A 19,242-nucleotide genomic window follows, 5' to 3' on the forward strand; every position below is an offset into this window, starting at 1 on the left:
GACGCTGTCACCTCAGTGACATTTTACTTCTGACCTCTCATTTACATCCTGTCCGCAGGGTTAATTTATCTTATAGCTCGTAATTTAAGATAAATTAGGCTGCCCGTTAAGGCAGCCCAATTTGATAATTAATTTTGAAAACGGATATTCTCAATCACAACGATATTTTCAGAACTTATACCTTAATATAGGTATTTGAGTCAAAGGCAGAACTCCTACTAAAACAAATAAGTTCATCGTTTACGATTTGTATACGGTGAACTTACTTGCCGAGTTAATTATACTTCAAATAATAAATCGCCATAAGTTGGAACCGGCCATATTTCTTTATCAACGATTAACTCAAGTTCATCAATCGGTGTTCTAAGACTTGACATAGCAGGGAATACTACTTTTCGGAAATACAATGCCTGTTCAGCACCTTCTTTTTCAGCCGCTGCTGCCACATAGGAAGTAAGGGCACCTACTGCAGTTTTAGCGCTAGCTAAAAGGGAAGAAGTTTCCTTTAATAAACTTTCCTGTACGCTTACATCCGCATCCGGAACAGCTGATTTAATAGCATTAATGGATGCTGCTAAACTGGAAGCATATTTAATAACAGCCGGAATATAAAGTTTGTTAGCCATTTCAATCATAGTCTTAGCTTCAATATTAATGGTCTTAGAGTATGCTTCGTATTCAATTTCGGCACGGGAATGAAGTTCTACCTCTGAGAATACTTTGTATTTGCTAAATAATTTAACCGCTTTATCACTAACCATACATGGTATTGCTTCCACCATGGATTTGATATTTGGTAAGCCTCTCTTTTCAGCTTCTTCTACCCATTCATCAGAATAACCATTTCCGTTGAATACAATTTTTTGATGTTCCGTAACAGTTTTCTTAATTAAGTCATGAACTGCCACATCGAAGTTATCCGCTTTTTCCAATTGGTCTGCGAAATCACATAATACATCAGCAACGATTGTATTTAACGTTGTATTTGGTCCGGCTATTGACATAGAGGAACCAACCATTCTAAATTCAAATTTATTGCCGGTAAAAGCAAATGGTGATGTACGGTTTCTATCTGTTGCATCTTTTCTGAATTCAGGTATTGTATGAACACCAATATTTAATTTGCCGCCTTGTTTACTGCTGGTAGCTTCTCCGGTTTCAATTAGCTGCGTTAAGACATCTGCTAACTGATCACCAAGGAATACGGAAATAATGGCAGGAGGCGCTTCGTTTGCACCTAATCTGTGGTCATTACCAGGATTAGAAGCTGACAGACGCAGAAGATCCGCATGGTCATCAACAGCCTTTAAAACAGCAGCTAAAAATAATAGAAATTGTACATTTTCATGAGGTGTCTTACCGGGATCAAGAAGATTTTTACCGGTATCTGTAACCATTGACCAGTTGTCATGTTTACCGGAACCATTTACACCTGCAAAAGGTTTTTCATGAAGTAAACAAGCTAAACCATGGCGGTTAGCAACTTTTTTCATAACTTCCATAACTAATTGGTTATGATCGGTAGCAATATTAGCAGTTGCATAGATGGGTGCTAATTCGTGCTGTGCAGGAGCAACTTCATTATGTTGTGTTTTAGCTAAGATACCAAGTTTCCAGCATTCTTCATTTACTTCTTTCATGAAAGCAGAAATTCTTTCCTTCAGGCTTCCGAAATAGTGATCTTCCATTTCCTGGCCTTTTGGAGGCATTGCTCCAAATAAAGTACGTCCGCTGAAAATCAAGTCTTCTCTTTTTAAGTATTTTGCTTTATCTACTAAGAAATATTCCTGTTCAGGTCCTACAGAACAGGAGACGGATTTTACATTATCATGTCCGAATAATTTTAATATACGAACAGCCTGATCGCTGATTGCTTCCATTGAACGTAATAAAGGAGTTTTCTTATCCAGGGCTTCTCCGGTATAGGAGCAGAATGCTGTAGGAATACATAAAGTAACGCCTGCCGCATCTTCTCTTAAAAATGCCGGTGAAGTACAATCCCAAGCAGTATAACCTCTAGCTTCAAAGGTTGCTCTTAACCCGCCGGAAGGAAAGGACGATGCATCCGGTTCACCTTTAATTAATTCTTTGCCGGAAAACTCCATTAAAATTTTACCGCCTGCAGCAGGACTGATAAAAGAATCATGTTTTTCTGCAGTGATACCGGTCATTGGCTGGAACCAATGAGTAAAATGTGTTGCACCTCTTTCAATTGCCCAATCTTTCATCGCATTTGCAACAACATCAGCTACAGCAGGATCTAAATCCTCTCCATTTTGGATTGTTTTCTTTAATGCGGCATAAGTTTTTTTTGGTAAACGTTCAATCATGGTTGTTTCATCAAATACATCAATTCCAAAAATTTCTGTTAATTTTTCTGCCATAATAAAACTCCTTCCATTCATTATATATTTTATATTTTCTTAATTATTTAAGTTATACAAAATTGGTTTTTCCAATAATTGTATAATAAAAAAGTGTTCTCAAAAAAGACTTTGAGAACACCATTGCTCTAACGAATATTTCGTCTAAAGATAAAATACCACTTTTTTAATAAAAAGAAAAGCTTTTTTTTAAAAAAAGTGATTTTTTTTTGCAAAACGTTATTTCTTACGGAATTTAATAAAAAAGGACATATTTTTTTCATCAAAATACATAAATTTTGTATTCCAAATCCTGAACTCACTTCCTTAACCCAATTAATGATTCTCAATAACATTAATTATCACAAAAGTTGTTAAGGATTATTTCTTATATTTACATCCAATTGGTCAAAAGGAATCGTAATTTCATTTTTATCAAATTGCGTTTTTATTAATTCCAATAACTCGCATTTTAAAGTCCAGTAGTTTTCTTTTATAACCCACACCCTGATCCCGATATTAATAGCACTGGAATCAAAACTATTTACGAAGACCGAGATATCCTGATCTTTTAATACCAACTCATGATTTTCCGCAATTTCAGTTAATATATCTTTGACTTTTTTTATATTCTCCGAATAATCTATAAGAACCGAGATATCAAGTCTGCGTACAGGTTCATAAGTTACATTGATAATATTGGCATTGGATAACGAGCCATTGGGCATTACTAAAAGTCTGTTATCTACGGTTAATAGTCTGGTATAAAATATATCTATGGCAGTAACAGTACCTTCATTTCCTCCTGTTATGATGTAATCACCGACCCGAAAAGGTTTTAGAAGCAATATCAGGACTCCACCTGCAAAATTAGACAGGCTTCCCTGCAGGGCTAATCCAATACTAAGGCCGGCTGAACCCAGAATGGCTATTATCGGAGCACTTGCTACACCGATTACTTGTATTATAATAAACGCTGCAAGCGTAATATACAAAATTGCACGAATCATTGCCTGTAAAAATCCAGCAACACTGGCCTCCATCTTCGTACGATTAAAGTATTTGGTTAATAAACCAATAAAATAATGGATTAACTTCTTGCCAATAACTAATATTATTACAGCAATCAGTAATCGTTTTATAAAATCTAATCCTTCATTAAGAAATCCTTTTAATCCGCTATTAACAAAATCCCCCAGAATATTATTAAAATCACTATTTGTTCCTGCCTCTAATACGGATAAACAACGATATATATATGGTCCCATTCTTAAATCCTTTCAAAACAAGTTCTTAGTTTGGTATTACCGGGGTACAGGTAAATACAGCAATCCCTAATGGAGGTACGGTAAGACTGATTGACTGGTCTCTACCGTCTGACTCCAGTTTCTTCGATTGTTTCTGCCTGGGATTCGTGTTACCGTTTCCTCCGTAAATTACTTTATCACTATTAAAAATTTCCTTATATTTTCCGGCAAAAGGAACTCCGATTAAAAAATTTTTGTATACAACCGGTGTAAAGTTACATACTACCAGTATAGTTTCTTCTAATATTAGGGTTTTTCGGATAAACACAATAATACTATGGTCAGCATCCATACAGCTGATCCACTCAAATCCCCTCTCATCATAATCTAACTGATAAAACGCTTTATAGGAACGGTAAAGCTTATTCAGTTCTTTTACATAACGATTCAGTTTACCGTTTTGGTTTTCATTTAATAAATCCCAATCCAGACTTTTTGCTTCATTCCATTCCGCATATTGCGCAAAATCCTGACCCATAAACAATAATTTTTTACCGGGATGGCTCATCATAAAACCATAAGCAACCCGCAGGTTTGCAAATTTCTGTTCTGTACTGCCGGGCATTTTATTTATCATGGAACCTTTTCCATGTACTACTTCATCATGTGAAAGGACCAGCATAAATTTCTCACTATAGGCATAAATCATACTGAATGTAAGTTCTCCGTGTCTTCCTTTCCGAAACAGCGGATCACATTTCATATAATTAGTGAAATCATTCATCCAACCTAAATTCCATTTTAAATCAAATCCCAGTCCGCCCTCTTTCACATCTCCTGTTACTTCCGGCCATGCAGTTGATTCTTCTGCAATAATCAGCGAACCGTCTTTTCTCTTTTTAAATATGGAATTCAGATGTTTTAATAACTCCATAGCTTCCAGATTCTCGTTACCGCCATAAATATTAGCAACCCATTCCCCGGCTTTTTTACCATAATCCAGATAAAGCATAGAAGCAACTGCATCCATCCGGATACCGTCTGCATGATATTTCTCTATCCAAAATAAGGCATTGGCTAATAAAAAATTAGAGACCTGGGGTCTTCCGTAATTATATATTAAAGTTCCCCAGTGAGGATGAGCACCTTGCCTGGGATCTTTATGTTCATAAAGGCAGGTACCGTCAAAATTAGCCAGCCCAAATGTATCTCTTGGAAAATGTGCAGGAACCCAATCTAATATCACTCCGATTCCCTGTGCATGCATATAGTCCATAAAATACATAAAATCAGAAGGTGTTCCATACCTTGCTGTCGGTGCATAATAACCGGTAACCTGATATCCCCAGGAACCATCAAAAGGATGCTCCATGACAGGCAGCAATTCTATATGAGTATAACCCATGTCCTTTACATATCCGGCAAGCATAGGTGCCAGTTCCCTGTAATTATAAAATTCTCTTCCATCCTTTACAGGAGGTTTCTTCCAGGAGCCTAAATGTACCTCATAAACACTCATTGGTTCGGACTCATATTGCTTTCCTGCCCTTTCCTGAATCCAAGTACCATCCTGCCATTCGTACTCGTTCAGATTGCAAACGATAGAGGCACTATTAGGTCTTAATTCAGCCTGGTTAGCGTATGGATCTGCTTTTAAAACAATTAAGCCACCTTTTATTTTTATTTCATATTTATAAATTTCTCCGGATTTAAGATTCGGAATAAATAATTCGAATATACCCGAATCATATAATCTTCGCATAGCATGCCGTCTGCCGTCCCAATTATTAAAATTACCTACTACACTGATACGGACTGCATTAGGAGCCCACACGGCAAATAATATTCCGTTTACACCGTTTATTTCCATCCTGTGGGCACCTAATTTGTCATAAATATTATAATGAATCCCACCTGCAAAACGGGTCAAATCCATCGGATCAATCACAGGTTCAAAAGAATACGGATCCCTGATTTCCTCAGTGAAATCATTATCGTAAGTAACAATCAAAGTATATGGAATTACTTTATTACCTGGTATAATTACAGAAAAAAATCCCTCCTTATCCTTGCAAACCATAGAATGTACCTGCCCCGAACCGGTTATTTTAACAGCAATGTGAACAGCGGTTGGAATAAATGCATTAATAAGAATTCCTTTCTCAGTAACATGGGCACCCAGAAGACTATGCGGATTATCATGTTCTGAGTTAATAATTTTAATGGCTTTTGTCCAATCTATTAAATCATAAAGTAACTCTTCCATATACGAGTCCTCCTAAACTAGGATTATTATAACCTTATTCCAAATACCATTCATCTCTTCCGGAACTTTCCGCTTCCTCGGATTTTTCAGGCATATATTTTTTAAATACTCTTTCTAACAAGAAAGACTCAAGAAGGATACATAATGCCGGTGAAATCAGTATAGCAATCGGCATAATATAAGTTCCTAAACTAATGGCAGCAAAAATAATAATTAACAGAATCGTTGTAGGCAGATGTTTCATAGCCATAAAAACAGCAGTTTTAAACAATTGTTTGATTCCCATAGTAAATCTTGAGAGAAGCGGGAAAAGATACAGTGTGACACAAATGAGAAGAAAAATCATGGCATTAAATATACTCAGCAAAATAAAGCCTTGATTTCCGGTCATCGTAGTTGCAAATTTGCGGTCAAATACCAAAACTGCAAATAATACAGTTAATATAATCCCTGCAATAAGCCCTGTTTTAAAATTAGTTTTAAAAGAATGGAAAAATTCACGTACCAGATATCCCCGTTCTCTTCTAATTACTTTAACAACAGCGTAATACAGGGAAGTAGTAGCCGGTCCTATCGTAACTACCGGAATACATAAAATCAGCCAGACCAAACTGATTATAATTAAATCTACAAATTTGCCCAAGGCTGTAAAAAACCCATTATCCATATTAAAAAAATTACCCATTTGAAATCTCCTTCTTATCTATAATAAAAGCAACTATTTCTAAATCCGTTTTGCTGCTTTCTTGTAAGATTAAATATGTGATGTAATAAGCTGTAAATTACCCTCTATCGTATAATCTCCGTAACCGTCAGGTAATATGAAATGGTCACCTTTTGCTATTTTAATACCATCAACCGCTCCATCTCCGTCAATAACACTAAGTATGGTGAAAGGTTCAGATTGTCCAAATACCTGTTTTCCTAAAACAGATATTTTTCTCACCGAATAAAATTCACAGGTTACTAATTCTTCAACTTCAGCCTGTTCCAGATTTATCTTCTTTCTGTCTGCATTAACATCCTTATGAGGGCATTTTATTACATCAATACTTTTATCAATATGAAGTTCCCGGGGTTTTCCATCAGATAATCTGTCATAATCATATAAACGATAGGTGATATCACTGTTCTGCTGGGTTTCTAAAATAACGGTTCCACCCTTTATTGCATGTACCGTTCCAGGTTCAATCTGAAAAAAATCTCCTTGTTTTATGGGTAATACACGGATCAACTCGTTCCATCTGCGATCGGCTATCATAGTTTTTAATTCTTCTTTATCCTTCGCATTATGTCCCACCACAATTTTACCGTCTTTATCACAATCGAGAATATACCAGCATTCCGTTTTACCTAAGGATCCGTTCTCATATTTATTCGCATATTCATCATCCGGATGTACCTGTATACTTAAATCAGTTTTGGCATCAATTATTTTAATGAGCAAAGGAAAGGTATCACCTTTTATTCCTCCGAATAATTCTCTGTGGTTTGTCCATAAACTGCTTAATTTTTGACCTTTATATTTCCCGCCTTTAACGGTACAATCGCCATTGGTATGTGCGCTGACTGCCCAGCATTCTCCCGTATTGTCACTTGGTATATCATAACCGAAATCGGTTTTTAAGCGGTTACCGCCCCAGATCATTTCTTTAAATACTGGTTCCAAAAATATTACTTCTTTCATTGCTGCCTCCTAAAGTATTATAGCTTGCCTTTATTTTACCACATTTTTGCTGTATACAAAAGTGAAAATTATCTAAATTTTGGACTAAACATGTTTAACGTACTTTGAATATCCAGTATCCCAAATCCCCACTTCTGATTAGGATAAGATAAATCAGGAAATCTATACGCACCCGCAAGCAGCATTTTTTTAAGAGTTAAATTATTCATTAGCGGCATATTTCCCCTTACGATTCCCCATTCCAGCAGCATAGCAGCCACTCCTGAAGTATGCGCGGCGGCAATGCTGGTACCCGTCGCCTGAATAAACATATTACCTATAAACGGTGCTGTTATATTTACTCCCGGTGCTGTTATATCAGGCTTAGGGGCATTGTTTTTTGTAAACCCCCTGCTGGAATAATAAAATATACTTTGATCATCAGGATAATACGCTGTGACTGCTGTTACATTATCTGTATTAGCAGGCATAGATAAGGTTGTATCGGAATTAGAATCTTCAAAAAAAGTTCCGTCCAGTATATAGTTATAGATCGGCAGCCATATGTGATATTTTGTAACCAGATCACTTTGACCGGTAATGTAAAACCGCCAGATACCACTCTGTGGATTCTGGAATCGGATAAAAATAAATTGATCATCGGTCCTTGTTTCACTGAATTTATTATTTATTATTATAGTGGTATTATTATATACGGCTTCTATGGTCTCTTCTTCCCTTAAATGCTCAGGTATACGGGTTACGAATGTATTATCCGGCGCATAGATATCCATCGTAACTATACTAGGCGCAAATCCCCAATATTCCATCGAGAAACCTGTTTCATTTTCCGCAACATTTAATTCGACCATTCCCTGGCCTTCCGAGGGAACTAACTCTCCATAAAAATGATGTCCCCGGTTTGCTTCATTACCTGCCGCTATTATTACAGAATTACCGACTAACTGACTGATATCATTAAAATACTGGCACAGAATACATTGTCCCTCATGAGCTCCCTGATTCGTTCCTAATCCCAGACAAATGGCAATAGGCCGGTTTAATCGTCTGGCAACATCAAGAAGATATTTTACTCCTAACATTATATCATTTTCCTGGTAGCATATTCTGCCCTCCGGTATGCGTAAAAATTCTCTTAAATACGGTTTTGCCGGTTTTAATTTAACAATTGCGATTTCCGCATCCGGTGCTGTCCCAGAAAATTCATATTCCGGAACCGGTGTACCCGCCGCTACACCTGCAAGCATGGTGCCATGACCTATTGTGTCGGTACTTGGCACATAGGTGTATGGCTCTGAAGTTTTAAGCGCATCATTAATCTGCTTCTGTGTATATTCAGTCCCATAGTACAGTCCCTCCGGATAATTATCCCTGTTGTCAATTGTCTGATCCCATATTGATACGATTCTTGTAGTTCCATCCGCATTACGGAATACAGGGTTTGTATAATCAATTCCTGTATCTACGATTCCAATTAATACACCATACCCCTTCAAATTAAAATCCGGTTCCTGGTTGAATTTTATGATGTCTTGTGTTACCTGATTTACAGTTGATAAGAGAGCAAAAATTTTGGGGATAGAGGCATAACCAAATTTCTGAACACTATCCGCTGTCATCTCACTGACGGGAATGTATGCTACAGCATATTTACCGTCTATGACATTAATGGTATAATCTGGATTATTTATAAGACTATTAATTTCGTCATAGCCGTCTAATATTAAATCAGCAAATTCATTACTGGTAATCTTGTATCTGTCTTCCGGCTCCATCCATTTACCGCCATATTCAATCTTACTATTAAATATGTATTTCAATACAAAATGTGCATAATTTAACCAAAAAGAAGCTGTGGAAATATCCTGCCTCTTCCTTCATCAGAGTTTACAAGATTAGTTTTCCACAGCCCATTTCTGTAAATAGTATTATTCTTCTGCGCTTAACATGCCAATTAACATATCCGCTGCTTCTGCACGTGTCAATTTATCATTTGGTCTATATTCATTGTCTTTGTTACTTGTAACCAAATTTAAACCTTGAGCCAATGCCGCATAACCGAGATTTGTATCGGAAATTTCACTTATATCCTTAAAATTTGTGCTATAAATACCTGTCAACTTTGCAATACTTTCATATCCTAATATCTGAACGCTTATTTTGGCTGCATCAATCCTTGCTAGGGTTGAGTCATCATTCTTTAGTTTGTATTTATTACTCTTATAATAGATACCTGCTTCATTTAAAAATTCCGTTAATTCTTTTGTGGTCACAGCTTTATCCGGTATAAACTCGCCGCCTTTAAATCCAATACCGATTTCAGCTAAAAGCCTGATATTACGATTGGAAGCGTTATCACTAATATCACTATAATAAAACATTCTATCCGGATCTGCATATTCTTCTCCGTCATAATTCAATTGTTTTCCGGTAAACGGAGATATATAATTCGGAGAAATATCGGTTCTGTATACTAACCTTACTTCGTTATCCACGGAGTAGGCATCTGTTTTAATTATTCTTTTTGCCGAACTGTTATTTATAGTGTGAATATTGTTGATTTCGTAAACAAGATGATAACCTTTATTTCCAATATATGCATCAAATGCTTTTTGAGCGTTGATAATATTTTTAGGAGATTCGAAAGTTACCTCATTATCCCAGTAATAAGAGTAAGAATAAATTTTACCGGTTACCCCATCAACGGCTCCGTATATGCTGTTAAATGAATATTCAATACCCGCATTAATTCTGTTATAGTTATAATCGTAACCACCATAAACTTCTTTGCCGTCTTTGTATGCAATAACATAAGAGTCATTATTATCTGTTAATTTTGAATATTTAAATTTCTCCGGGATCTGATCTTTTAAAAAATTCTCCAGTATTGTCTGACCTTGTTCTTTTGTATATTTTACTTTAACGGCTTCCCATTCCTGTTTGCTCATATTATAATAATCTTTTACACTAGCCTGAAAAGATACCAGCTTGCCGGTAGCTGCATCCACTGTCGCATTGGCATACGCCCTGTAAGTGTCTGAATTGCTATCCTTAACCTCTCTGGGATCGGATAAGCTGATATTCCATATATATTTGGATTCTTTGCTGCTGCGGTAAGAAACGCCCTGTTTATAAAGAGATGCTGATACAGATTTTAAGTGTTCATCCAATAATAAACTCTTATTTCCTGTAACCGCATTAATTGCCTCTTCCTTAGTAATAAGACCTTTCATCTCAACTAATTTAGTTTCCTCTTCTTTGGTTAAATTACCGTAGGCACCTCCGTCTGCTTTCTCTTTGCTTGAAGCCGTATCTGCTGTTTCAATCCATTCATTTTGTGTCGTGTAAACCTCACCGGTTTTTGCGTCTACGGCTGCATAGGAATTATCCGGTGAATATACGAGGAAAGCTTTGATCTTGGTTTCACCGTTCTTATCAGTTATATATGCATTCTGATAGGATAATTTCATTGTCACGGCTTTACCGATTTTCCCGACCGCTTCATTTTTTGTAATTTTGACTTCCGCCGATGGAATATTAACCGTATACAGCCAGTTGGAATTAAATGAAGTAACTTCACCAGTCTGATAATTTACACCAACAGTCACTGAATTATCCGGCATCGGTATACCGTTTTCCATACGTTGAAACTGATAATTATACTGCCCGCTGTAAGTTCCGTCGGACGTTACCCCAACATACTCGATTTTACCTGCAATGTCGGGAGCTACTTTTTTAATAAACTCATTTGCTTTATTTTTTAATTCAGATTTAAAGTATTTTGGCACATATTTGTCTGATTTATTATCATAAGAAGAGAAGTTCAATATATTACCGCTCTGGTCACAGGAAACAGATATACGTCCAGCATCCTCTTTTGCATACCAGTTTAAATTCCATATGGCGGCTCCGGTATAATTATCCGTGTTGAAATTATAATCAAACTGTGTTAGCTCCTCCGGTATCGTTATTTTGGACTTTACAATTGTTATAATACGTTCAAGGTCATCCGCTGTAGGTTCTTTTGATGTATCACCGGTGACTACTGCAGCTTCTGTAGCCGGTATATCAACGGAGGCAGCTCTGGTGTCACTTTCTTCTGCCGCTAATACCACTGACGGTAAACTTGATGTAAGCAAACATCCTGCAAGAAACAATGGTACTAATTTTTTACTAAACATATAAATTCCTCCTTTTTATTTTTACATTTATATATTAGACGATGAAAAATATGGTTTGGTTCCATTTATTTTCTAAATTTTATATCTATCATTTTATTTTCTTATAATGGCTTAATATTTCATTTGTTGGTGTTATATAGAAACGAGTTCTTTTAATAAATTCGAATTTATATAGATTCGTCATTGCCTAAATATAAATAATATATTATTATTAAATATTATGTTTGGTCTTCTATACCCTTAATACAATCTACACTTATTACTTAGTATACTTTTACTTCAATTTATTATAAAAATAAATAATAAATAAAAGTATTTATAATTATACATAAGGAGTTAAACAATGAATATTAAAAAAAACGCTTTGAGGGCTGCATTTCCATTAACAATTCCTGTTTTTACCGGATATATTATACTTGGAACGGCATATGGAATCTTATTAAGCAGCAAAGGCTACTCTTTTCTCTGGGCTGCTTTCACCAGTATTTTTATATATGCCGGCTCCATGCAGTTCGTTTCCGTAAGTCTTTTAACTGCGGGATTTCATCCTCTATATACCTGTTTTATGACTTTAATGGTTAATGCCAGGCACTTATTTTATGGTATCTCAATGCTTACCAAGTTTCAGGGTACAGGTAAGAAAAAGCCCTATCTTATTTTAGGTCTAACTGATGAAACTTTTTCCATATTATGTTCGACACAGCCACCCGATGGGGTGGATAAAGGATGGTTTCTGTTTTTTATCACCCTGCTTAATCAGATATATTGGGTCAGCGGTTCCATTTTAGGTAATATATTAGGCAGTTTTTTGCACTTTAATACTAAGGGAATTGATTTTGTACTCACCGCACTTTTTGTGGTTATATTTATCAACCAGTGGAAGTCTTCGGACAATCATACCCCCGTTCTGATCGGATTAAGTGCTTCAATAATATGCCGGCTCCTGTTTGGTTCAGCAAATTTCATTATTCCCTCAATGATTGTTATATTGCTTTTAGTAACCATTTTTCAAAATAAAATAGAATCGAGGAATATATAATGCCGTTTTCAATAGGTGAATCAATTATATTTTTTGTTATAATCAGCTTAACTACAATGTTACTCAGGGTCCTGCCCTTTCTTCTTTTTCCTGAGAATAAAGAAACCCCAAAATACATAACCTATTTAGGGAATGTATTACCTTATACTATAATCAGTATGCTGGTGGTTTATTGTATAAAAGATACTTCTTTTATACAATCCCCTTTTGGTTTACCTGAGGTTATCTCCATCGCCGTTATAACTATCCTGCATATATGGAAAAGCAATACTTTCTTGAGTATCGGAGCAGGTACCGTTATCTATATGTTACTGGTTCAATTTGTATTTTAGTGTTATTAATTGGAAGTTATAAGTCCAATATAGGATTTTAAGGAATACCTAAAATGTCATTAGCACTCAGCTTTTTACTTGCTGATTATCAGTTTAACCTGCTCGCTTAACTCAGTTTATGTATAAATAAGCCACTTCTTAATTTAGGTTCAAACCAGGTTGATTTAGGCGGCATTAATTTTCCTGCATCCGATACCGCAAATAATTCCGTAATACCGGTAGGATACATGGAAAACGCTATTTCCATATCTTCATTCGCCCTTTTTTCCAATTCACTTAACCCCCGGATGCCTCCGATAAAATCAATTCTTTTATCAGTACGTGGATCTTTTATGTCAAGGATATTACTTAAGATATAATTCTGCAGTATGGACACATCTAAAGCTTCCACCGGATCTGCATTTTTTCTAATATCCTCATGTGCAGTAAGTTTATACCAGCTGCCGGCAGTATACATGCCAAAACATCCCTTATCTTCCGGTGCATAAGGCTGTTTTCCAAGGTGTGTTACTTCAAAATGCACTTTCACTTTCTCAATAAATTCACTTAACCTATTTCCATTCAGATCTTTAATTACCCGGTTATAAGGCATTATCATCAGCTGATCTTCCGGAAATAGTACGGATAAAAAATAATTAAATTCTTCCTTACCAAGAAACCCTGGATTAGCTTCTCTTCTTTTTAAACCGACTTTTACAGCCGATGCAGCTCTGTGGTGACCGTCAGCAATATAGATACTCTTAACACCATTAAAAGCATTACGTATTTCCCTTACCTTATCTTCTTCCTTTATCACCCATACATGATGAATAATTCCGTCGGACAATTGAAAATCATATAAAGCTTCACCTTGTTTTACTTCATCAATTATTTGATTTATTTCCTCGCGGGAGCGGTAAGCCAGAAAAATAGGCCCGGTTTGCGCATTGCAGGTATCAACATGGCGTATCCGGTCCACTTCTTTATTTTCTCTGGTATTTTCGTGCTTTTTAATAACATTATGTATATAATCATCTATGGAGGCGCAAGCCACCAGACCGGTTTGTGACCGCCCATTCATAATAAGCTCATAAATATAATAACATTCTTTGGTTTCCGTAACAAAAGAACCATCCGCTATCATTCCCTCCAGCAGCTCTCTTGCCATATCGTAAACTCTGTCATCATATGTGTCCACGCTGTCTTCAAACTGTGTTTCCGGTCGATCTATACGAAGAAATGATAATGGTTCTATTTGTATTTCTTTTTTCGCTTCTTCCCTGTTATATACATCATATGGCAGGGCAGCTATTCTCCCCGCAACTTCCCTTTTCGGCCTGATACACTGAAATGGTTTCACATCTGCCATGAAGCAATTCCTCCTGATTGTAATTTACTATTTTTAAATGCATACTTATACACCCATTATAATTCATTTCCAATAAAAAGCAAGTCTGCTGGAATTATAAGCAGGGCAGGGGAGTGATGGAGTGAACAGTAACGTTATTTTTTAATATGGAAATGTAAGATTATCTTAAAATATGTAAAGTAAAATTTCCTATAGTAAAGCTTATGTTAATTGTAGCCTGCACCTATTGATATCCCCTTTTAAATATGATATTTATGAATTGTACCATATTTTACTAATATCTGGGAATCTAGAGAAGTTAAATTATTCACTTGAGATGGGAGGAATGTTATGAAAAGTTTTATCTCAAACCGGTAAATCTAAACGTTCAATTAAAGCTGTATATTCAAAAAATGTAAACATTAAATTATTTAGCCTATGAGTTTGATAGGAACGGAGGAATTTATGAATAAGAAAATTAAAAGAATTATAGCTGGTACTGCTGTAAGTTTATTAACTTTATCAGCCGTTTTTATGACTTCATCTGTTAATTCTACCAGTATTGCAGCAGAAAGTCCGAAAGTAACCGAAGCAGCCATAACCGATGCACCGAAATATGTATTTTTATTTATTGGAGACGGAATGAGTTACCCACAGATTCAGGCAGCAAGCGATTACCTTGGTGCCGTTGGTCAGAATAGAAACTCCAAAGTTTTAACCGGTAATAAATATCTTGATTTTATGAAATTTCCGGTAGCCGGTTCTGCCGTTACCTATGATTCAACTTCATTTTGCCCTGATTCAGCTTCTACTGCTACTTCTCTCTCTACAGGACATAAAACTTACAGCGGAACAATTAATATGGATGAGACACAAACGGTTGCCTACGAGACCATATCAGAAAAGTTAAAAAAGCAATTGGGATATAAGATTGGAATTATATCAACCGTAAATCTAAATCATGCAACTCCCGCTGCTTTTTATTCACATCAGGCCTCCAGAAATAATTATTATGAGATTGGTTTGGAAATGGTTCAAAGTAACTTTGATTATTTTGCAGGAGGAGCTTTAAAGAATGTAACCGGCAATGATAAAACAAAACCACAGGAAGACCTCTATACGTTAGCTACAAAAAATGGATATAAAGTTATTAAAACTCAAGCTGAAGCTTCTAAACTTACCTCTGACAGCGGTAAAGCAATTGTTATCGGAGAAACCCTTGCAGACAGTGATTCCTTGTCATATGCAAATGATGTGAAAGCTAATGAATGGGAATTGAAAGATTATGTAAAAAAAGGAATCGAAGTGCTGGATAATGACAAAGGCTTCTTTATGATGATTGAAGGTGGTAAAATCGACTGGGCATGCCATGCTAATGATGCCGGTTCAACCATTGCAGATACTATTGCCTTAGACAATGCTGTAGATGAAGCAATTACTTTCTATAACGATCATCCGACTGAGACATTAATTATTGTAACCGGTGACCATGAAACCGGTGGTCTAACTATTGGTTATGCAGGTACCGATTACGATACCTACTTAGCTAACCTTACTAACCAAAAATTATCCTACGCTAAATTTGACTCCGCTTATGTAAAGAAGTATAAAGATAATAAAACGTCTTTTAATGAAGTTCTGACCGATGTAAAAGAGAACTTTGGCTTATTGACTGAGACAGACCGTGATGCTGCTGATAATCCAAAACTTGTGCTAACTAAATATGAATATAATCTTTTAAAAACTGCTTATGAGAAAACTTTAAGTGCAGATAGTTCTGAAAGATCCCAGCAGGAATATATACTGTATGGAACTTATGAACCATTGACCGTAACCATTACACATCTTTTAAATAACAAGTCCGGTATTAACTTTTCGTCTTACGCACACACAGGCCTACCGGTAGGTGTCTTCGCAAAAGGAGCAGGAGCAGATCTCTTCGAGGGTTATTATGATAATACGGAAATATATTATAATTTAGCTAATTTATTAAAAGTAAAATAATTACTTAAATAAACTAATATTGGGGAAAAGGGGCTGTTTTTATGACAGCCTCTTAATTATAAAATATACCAATCTATAAGCAAGTCAACTTAGTTAATAATGTACTAGCTAAATTCTAAAGGACGAATAAAATCAGAAAGAAAGTTAAGGTAGCCTTATGGAGAATAAACGGTCTTTTAAGTCAAATAAAATGTTCTATAACAAAAAAAACAAAATAGATTTTCAATATTATTTACCCGTTATTGTATGTTTGATTATTATAACAATTCTTTGCCTTATACCTACGGGATTTGAAGATGCGGTTATTTATCAAGGAACCGACCGGTGTTCCGCACAAATTTTATCTGTAGACAACCACAATATCATTGATACCGGTTTAGTCCGTTCTGGTGAGCAGACTTGTCAGGTAAAATTATTAGGAGGAAAATTTAAAGGCAAAATGGTTGAAGCCTTTAATTTACTAAACGGTTCTCTTGAATCGGATAAAATTTTTTCTGAGGGAGATGAAGCTTTAGTAGTAATTAGTTATGAGAATAATCAAATTTTATCCGTTAACCTTATTGATCATTACCGTATTCATAACGAAGCTATTCTGGCTCTTGCTTTTATTATCGTTTTAATTATTACCGCAGGAAAAACCGGTATCCGCGCTATTCTTGCCTTTATAACTACAATTTTATTAATATGGAAAATACTGGTACCCGCATATTTAAATGGCTATAATCCGATTTACTTTGGATTACTAATAACTATAGTACTGATATTTATTACCATTTCCCTGGTTTATGGTTTTAATAGAAAAACTTTATCCGCAGTCTCTGGTTCTTTTCTCGGAATACTGGTTACCTGTATACTTGGTATATTTTTTACCGGTGCATTTAAAATACACGGAGCAATCATGCCAAATTCAGAAAGTTTGCTTTATAGCGGATACCAGAATCTAAATCTTACTAAGATTTTTATGGCAAGTATTTTTATCGGTTCCTCGGGTGCGGTTATGGATTTGGCGGTAGATATCACCTCATCGGTAAACGAAGTTATTGATAAAAGACCTGGTTTAACCTGGATCGAAGCATGTAAATCCGGAATGAATGTAGGAAAAGCTGCTATGGGTACCATGACCACCACCCTGCTGCTCGCTTATTCCGGAGGTTATATTGCACTTCTTATGGTCTTTATGGCACAAGGTACACCGATTTATAATATATTAAATTATAAATATGTTTCAGCAGAAATTATAGAAACTATTATAGGCAGCTTCGGTTTGGTTACGGTAGCTCCATTTACCGCATTAACCAGCGGATTCCTGTTAACAAGAAATAAACAAACCTTAGAAGAATTGCCCAAAAACCCCAAAAACGAACATGATGAAAAAGAATATACGGAAACAGTCTGTGAATAAAAATACGTATACAGGTTTTATTGCAAGTTCCCTGTAACGCCGGTTTTGCTCTCCATAAATTAGCTATAACCACAAACTAAAGAGCTGTTGCAAAATAAATTTATCATAAGTAGGATTAAAGATACTAATTTTTCCCAAAACAAGATAAATTTTAGATTTTGTAACAGCCTTTTTGCAATTAATTTTATACCGTTTTATACTATTTTTAATATTATTACAGTATTCTTACCTTTAATACTCCATTAATAGATTTTAATTTCTGTGCGGAGGAATCGGATACATTCCCTTCAATATCAAGTACGGTATAAGCAAAATCGCCTTTGCTCTTGTTAATCATATTAGAGATATTAATGTTTTCAACAGAAAATAATCCTGTAAATTGTGTCAGCATATTTGGTATGTTCTTATGGCATATGGTAATACGTTTTCCGGATACACATACCCCTGCATCACAATCCGGATAATTAACGGAATTTTTGATTGTACCGTATTCCATATATTCCATTATTTCTTTCACTGCCATAACAGCACAATTATCTTCTGATTCTTCTGTTGATGCTCCCAGATGGGGGATGGCAATCGCACCTTCCATATTTGCTGTTTTTGCATTTGGGAAATCTGTAACGTAACTAGCTACTTTGCCTGTTTTTAATGCTTCTGCCATATCTTCATCATTTACCAGTAGATCTCTTGCAAAATTTAATACAATTACACCATCTTTCATTAAAGCAATTGTATCTTTGTTAATCATTTTCTTGGTATCATCTAAAAGCGGAACATGTACGGTAATATAATCACAGGTACGATATATTTCTTCTTTTGTTTTTACATAAATTATGTCTCTGGATAAGTTCCAGGCGTGCTTCACTGATATGTACGGATCGCATCCATAAACTTCCATACCCAGACGTTTTGCAGCATTAGCAACTAAAACCCCGATGGCACCAAGACCGATAACACCTAATTTTTTACCCTCTATTTCTTTCCCTGCAAATTTAGATTTCCCTTTTTCAACTAATTTTGCAACATTTTCATCATCCTTAACAGTCTGCACCCAGTTAATACCGCCTACAATATTACGGGAAGCCAGCATTAAGCCGGCAATAACCAATTCTTTTACACCGTTGGCATTAGCTCCCGGAGTATTAAATACAACGATACCCTTCTCGGCACATTTTTCAATTGGTATATTATTCACACCCGCTCCGGCTCTTGCAATCGCTTTTAAATTATCCGGCAATTCCATATCCAGCATGGACGCACTTCTTACCAGTACAGAATCTGCTTCTTCAATTTTATCTACTTTCTCATAGTCTTCCGTAAATAAATCCAGGCCAATCGGTGCAATGGGATTTAAGCAATTATATTTTACCATAATAGATCTCCTTTTATTT

12 protein-coding genes and 1 pseudogene are annotated in these 19,242 nt (G+C 35.7%); 4 read left to right on the forward strand and 9 right to left on the reverse strand.

What is annotated here, in order from left to right; all coding sequences use genetic code 11:
• Positions 1 to 278: 278 nt before the first annotated feature.
• The 7 genes and pseudogenes from RBU59_RS04040 to RBU59_RS04070 form a co-directional block, all read right to left on the reverse strand.
• On the reverse strand, positions 279 to 2,384 hold the full coding sequence (locus tag RBU59_RS04040; protein WP_308146596.1) for a glutamine synthetase III family protein: 2,106 nt from the start codon (positions 2,382 to 2,384) through the stop codon (positions 279 to 281).
• A 353-nt stretch (positions 2,385 to 2,737) separates the two neighbouring features.
• Positions 2,738 to 3,631, reverse strand: coding sequence for a mechanosensitive ion channel family protein (locus tag RBU59_RS04045; RefSeq protein WP_308146597.1), 894 nt, complete (start codon positions 3,629 to 3,631; stop codon positions 2,738 to 2,740).
• 40 nt (positions 3,632 to 3,671) lie between these two features.
• Positions 3,672 to 5,876 (reverse strand): annotated as a pseudogene (glgB, locus tag RBU59_RS04050) (1,4-alpha-glucan branching protein GlgB); the annotation flags it as partial.
• A 34-nt stretch (positions 5,877 to 5,910) separates the two neighbouring features.
• Complete coding sequence (locus tag RBU59_RS04055; protein WP_308146598.1) at positions 5,911 to 6,561, reverse strand: YesL family protein; 651 nt, start codon at positions 6,559 to 6,561, stop codon at positions 5,911 to 5,913.
• A gap of 69 nt (positions 6,562 to 6,630) precedes the next feature.
• A complete protein-coding gene (gene manA, locus RBU59_RS04060; protein ID WP_308146599.1) occupies positions 6,631 to 7,563 on the reverse strand; it encodes a mannose-6-phosphate isomerase, class I in 933 nt (310 codons plus the stop codon).
• 68 nt (positions 7,564 to 7,631) lie between these two features.
• Complete coding sequence (locus RBU59_RS04065; protein WP_308146600.1) at positions 7,632 to 9,338, reverse strand: S8 family peptidase; 1,707 nt, start codon at positions 9,336 to 9,338, stop codon at positions 7,632 to 7,634.
• Between the two features lie 153 nt (positions 9,339 to 9,491).
• On the reverse strand, positions 9,492 to 11,744 hold the full coding sequence (locus RBU59_RS04070) for a YcdB/YcdC domain-containing protein (RefSeq protein ID WP_308146601.1): 2,253 nt from the start codon (positions 11,742 to 11,744) through the stop codon (positions 9,492 to 9,494).
• 343 nt (positions 11,745 to 12,087) lie between these two features.
• Here RBU59_RS04070 and RBU59_RS04075 point away from each other — a divergent pair, with 343 nt between their 5' ends.
• Together RBU59_RS04075 and RBU59_RS04080 are read left to right on the forward strand one after the other, a co-directional pair.
• Positions 12,088 to 12,783 (forward strand): AzlC family ABC transporter permease, encoded by a 696-nt coding sequence (locus RBU59_RS04075; protein WP_308146602.1) that lies wholly within the window; start codon positions 12,088 to 12,090, stop codon positions 12,781 to 12,783.
• On the forward strand, positions 12,783 to 13,115 hold the full coding sequence (locus RBU59_RS04080) for a branched-chain amino acid transporter permease (RefSeq protein WP_308146603.1): 333 nt from the start codon (positions 12,783 to 12,785) through the stop codon (positions 13,113 to 13,115). The genes RBU59_RS04075 and RBU59_RS04080 overlap by 1 nt, the downstream gene beginning before the upstream one ends.
• 106 nt (positions 13,116 to 13,221) lie before the next feature.
• Here RBU59_RS04080 and RBU59_RS04085 read toward each other — a convergent pair whose 3' ends face one another.
• On the reverse strand, positions 13,222 to 14,463 hold the full coding sequence (locus tag RBU59_RS04085; protein WP_308146604.1) for a DUF1015 domain-containing protein: 1,242 nt from the start codon (positions 14,461 to 14,463) through the stop codon (positions 13,222 to 13,224).
• Positions 14,464 to 14,907: 444 nt separating this feature from the next.
• On the opposite strand from RBU59_RS04085, the gene RBU59_RS04090 reads away from it, so the two are divergent.
• Positions 14,908 to 16,446, forward strand: coding sequence for an alkaline phosphatase (locus tag RBU59_RS04090; RefSeq protein WP_308146605.1), 1,539 nt, complete (start codon positions 14,908 to 14,910; stop codon positions 16,444 to 16,446).
• A 157-nt stretch (positions 16,447 to 16,603) separates the two neighbouring features.
• Positions 16,604 to 17,848 carry a YibE/F family protein gene (locus RBU59_RS04095; RefSeq protein WP_330698477.1) on the forward strand — a complete coding sequence of 415 codons (1,245 nt, stop codon included), beginning with the start codon at positions 16,604 to 16,606 and terminating at the stop codon, positions 17,846 to 17,848.
• Positions 17,849 to 18,062: 214 nt separating this feature from the next.
• Here RBU59_RS04095 and RBU59_RS04100 read toward each other — a convergent pair whose 3' ends face one another.
• Complete coding sequence (locus RBU59_RS04100; RefSeq protein ID WP_308146606.1) at positions 18,063 to 19,223, reverse strand: phosphoglycerate dehydrogenase; 1,161 nt, start codon at positions 19,221 to 19,223, stop codon at positions 18,063 to 18,065.
• Positions 19,224 to 19,242 lie beyond the last annotated feature (19 nt).

Source organism: Anaerocolumna sp. MB42-C2, from assembly GCF_030913705.1.
GTDB lineage: Bacteria > Bacillota > Clostridia > Lachnospirales > Lachnospiraceae > Anaerocolumna.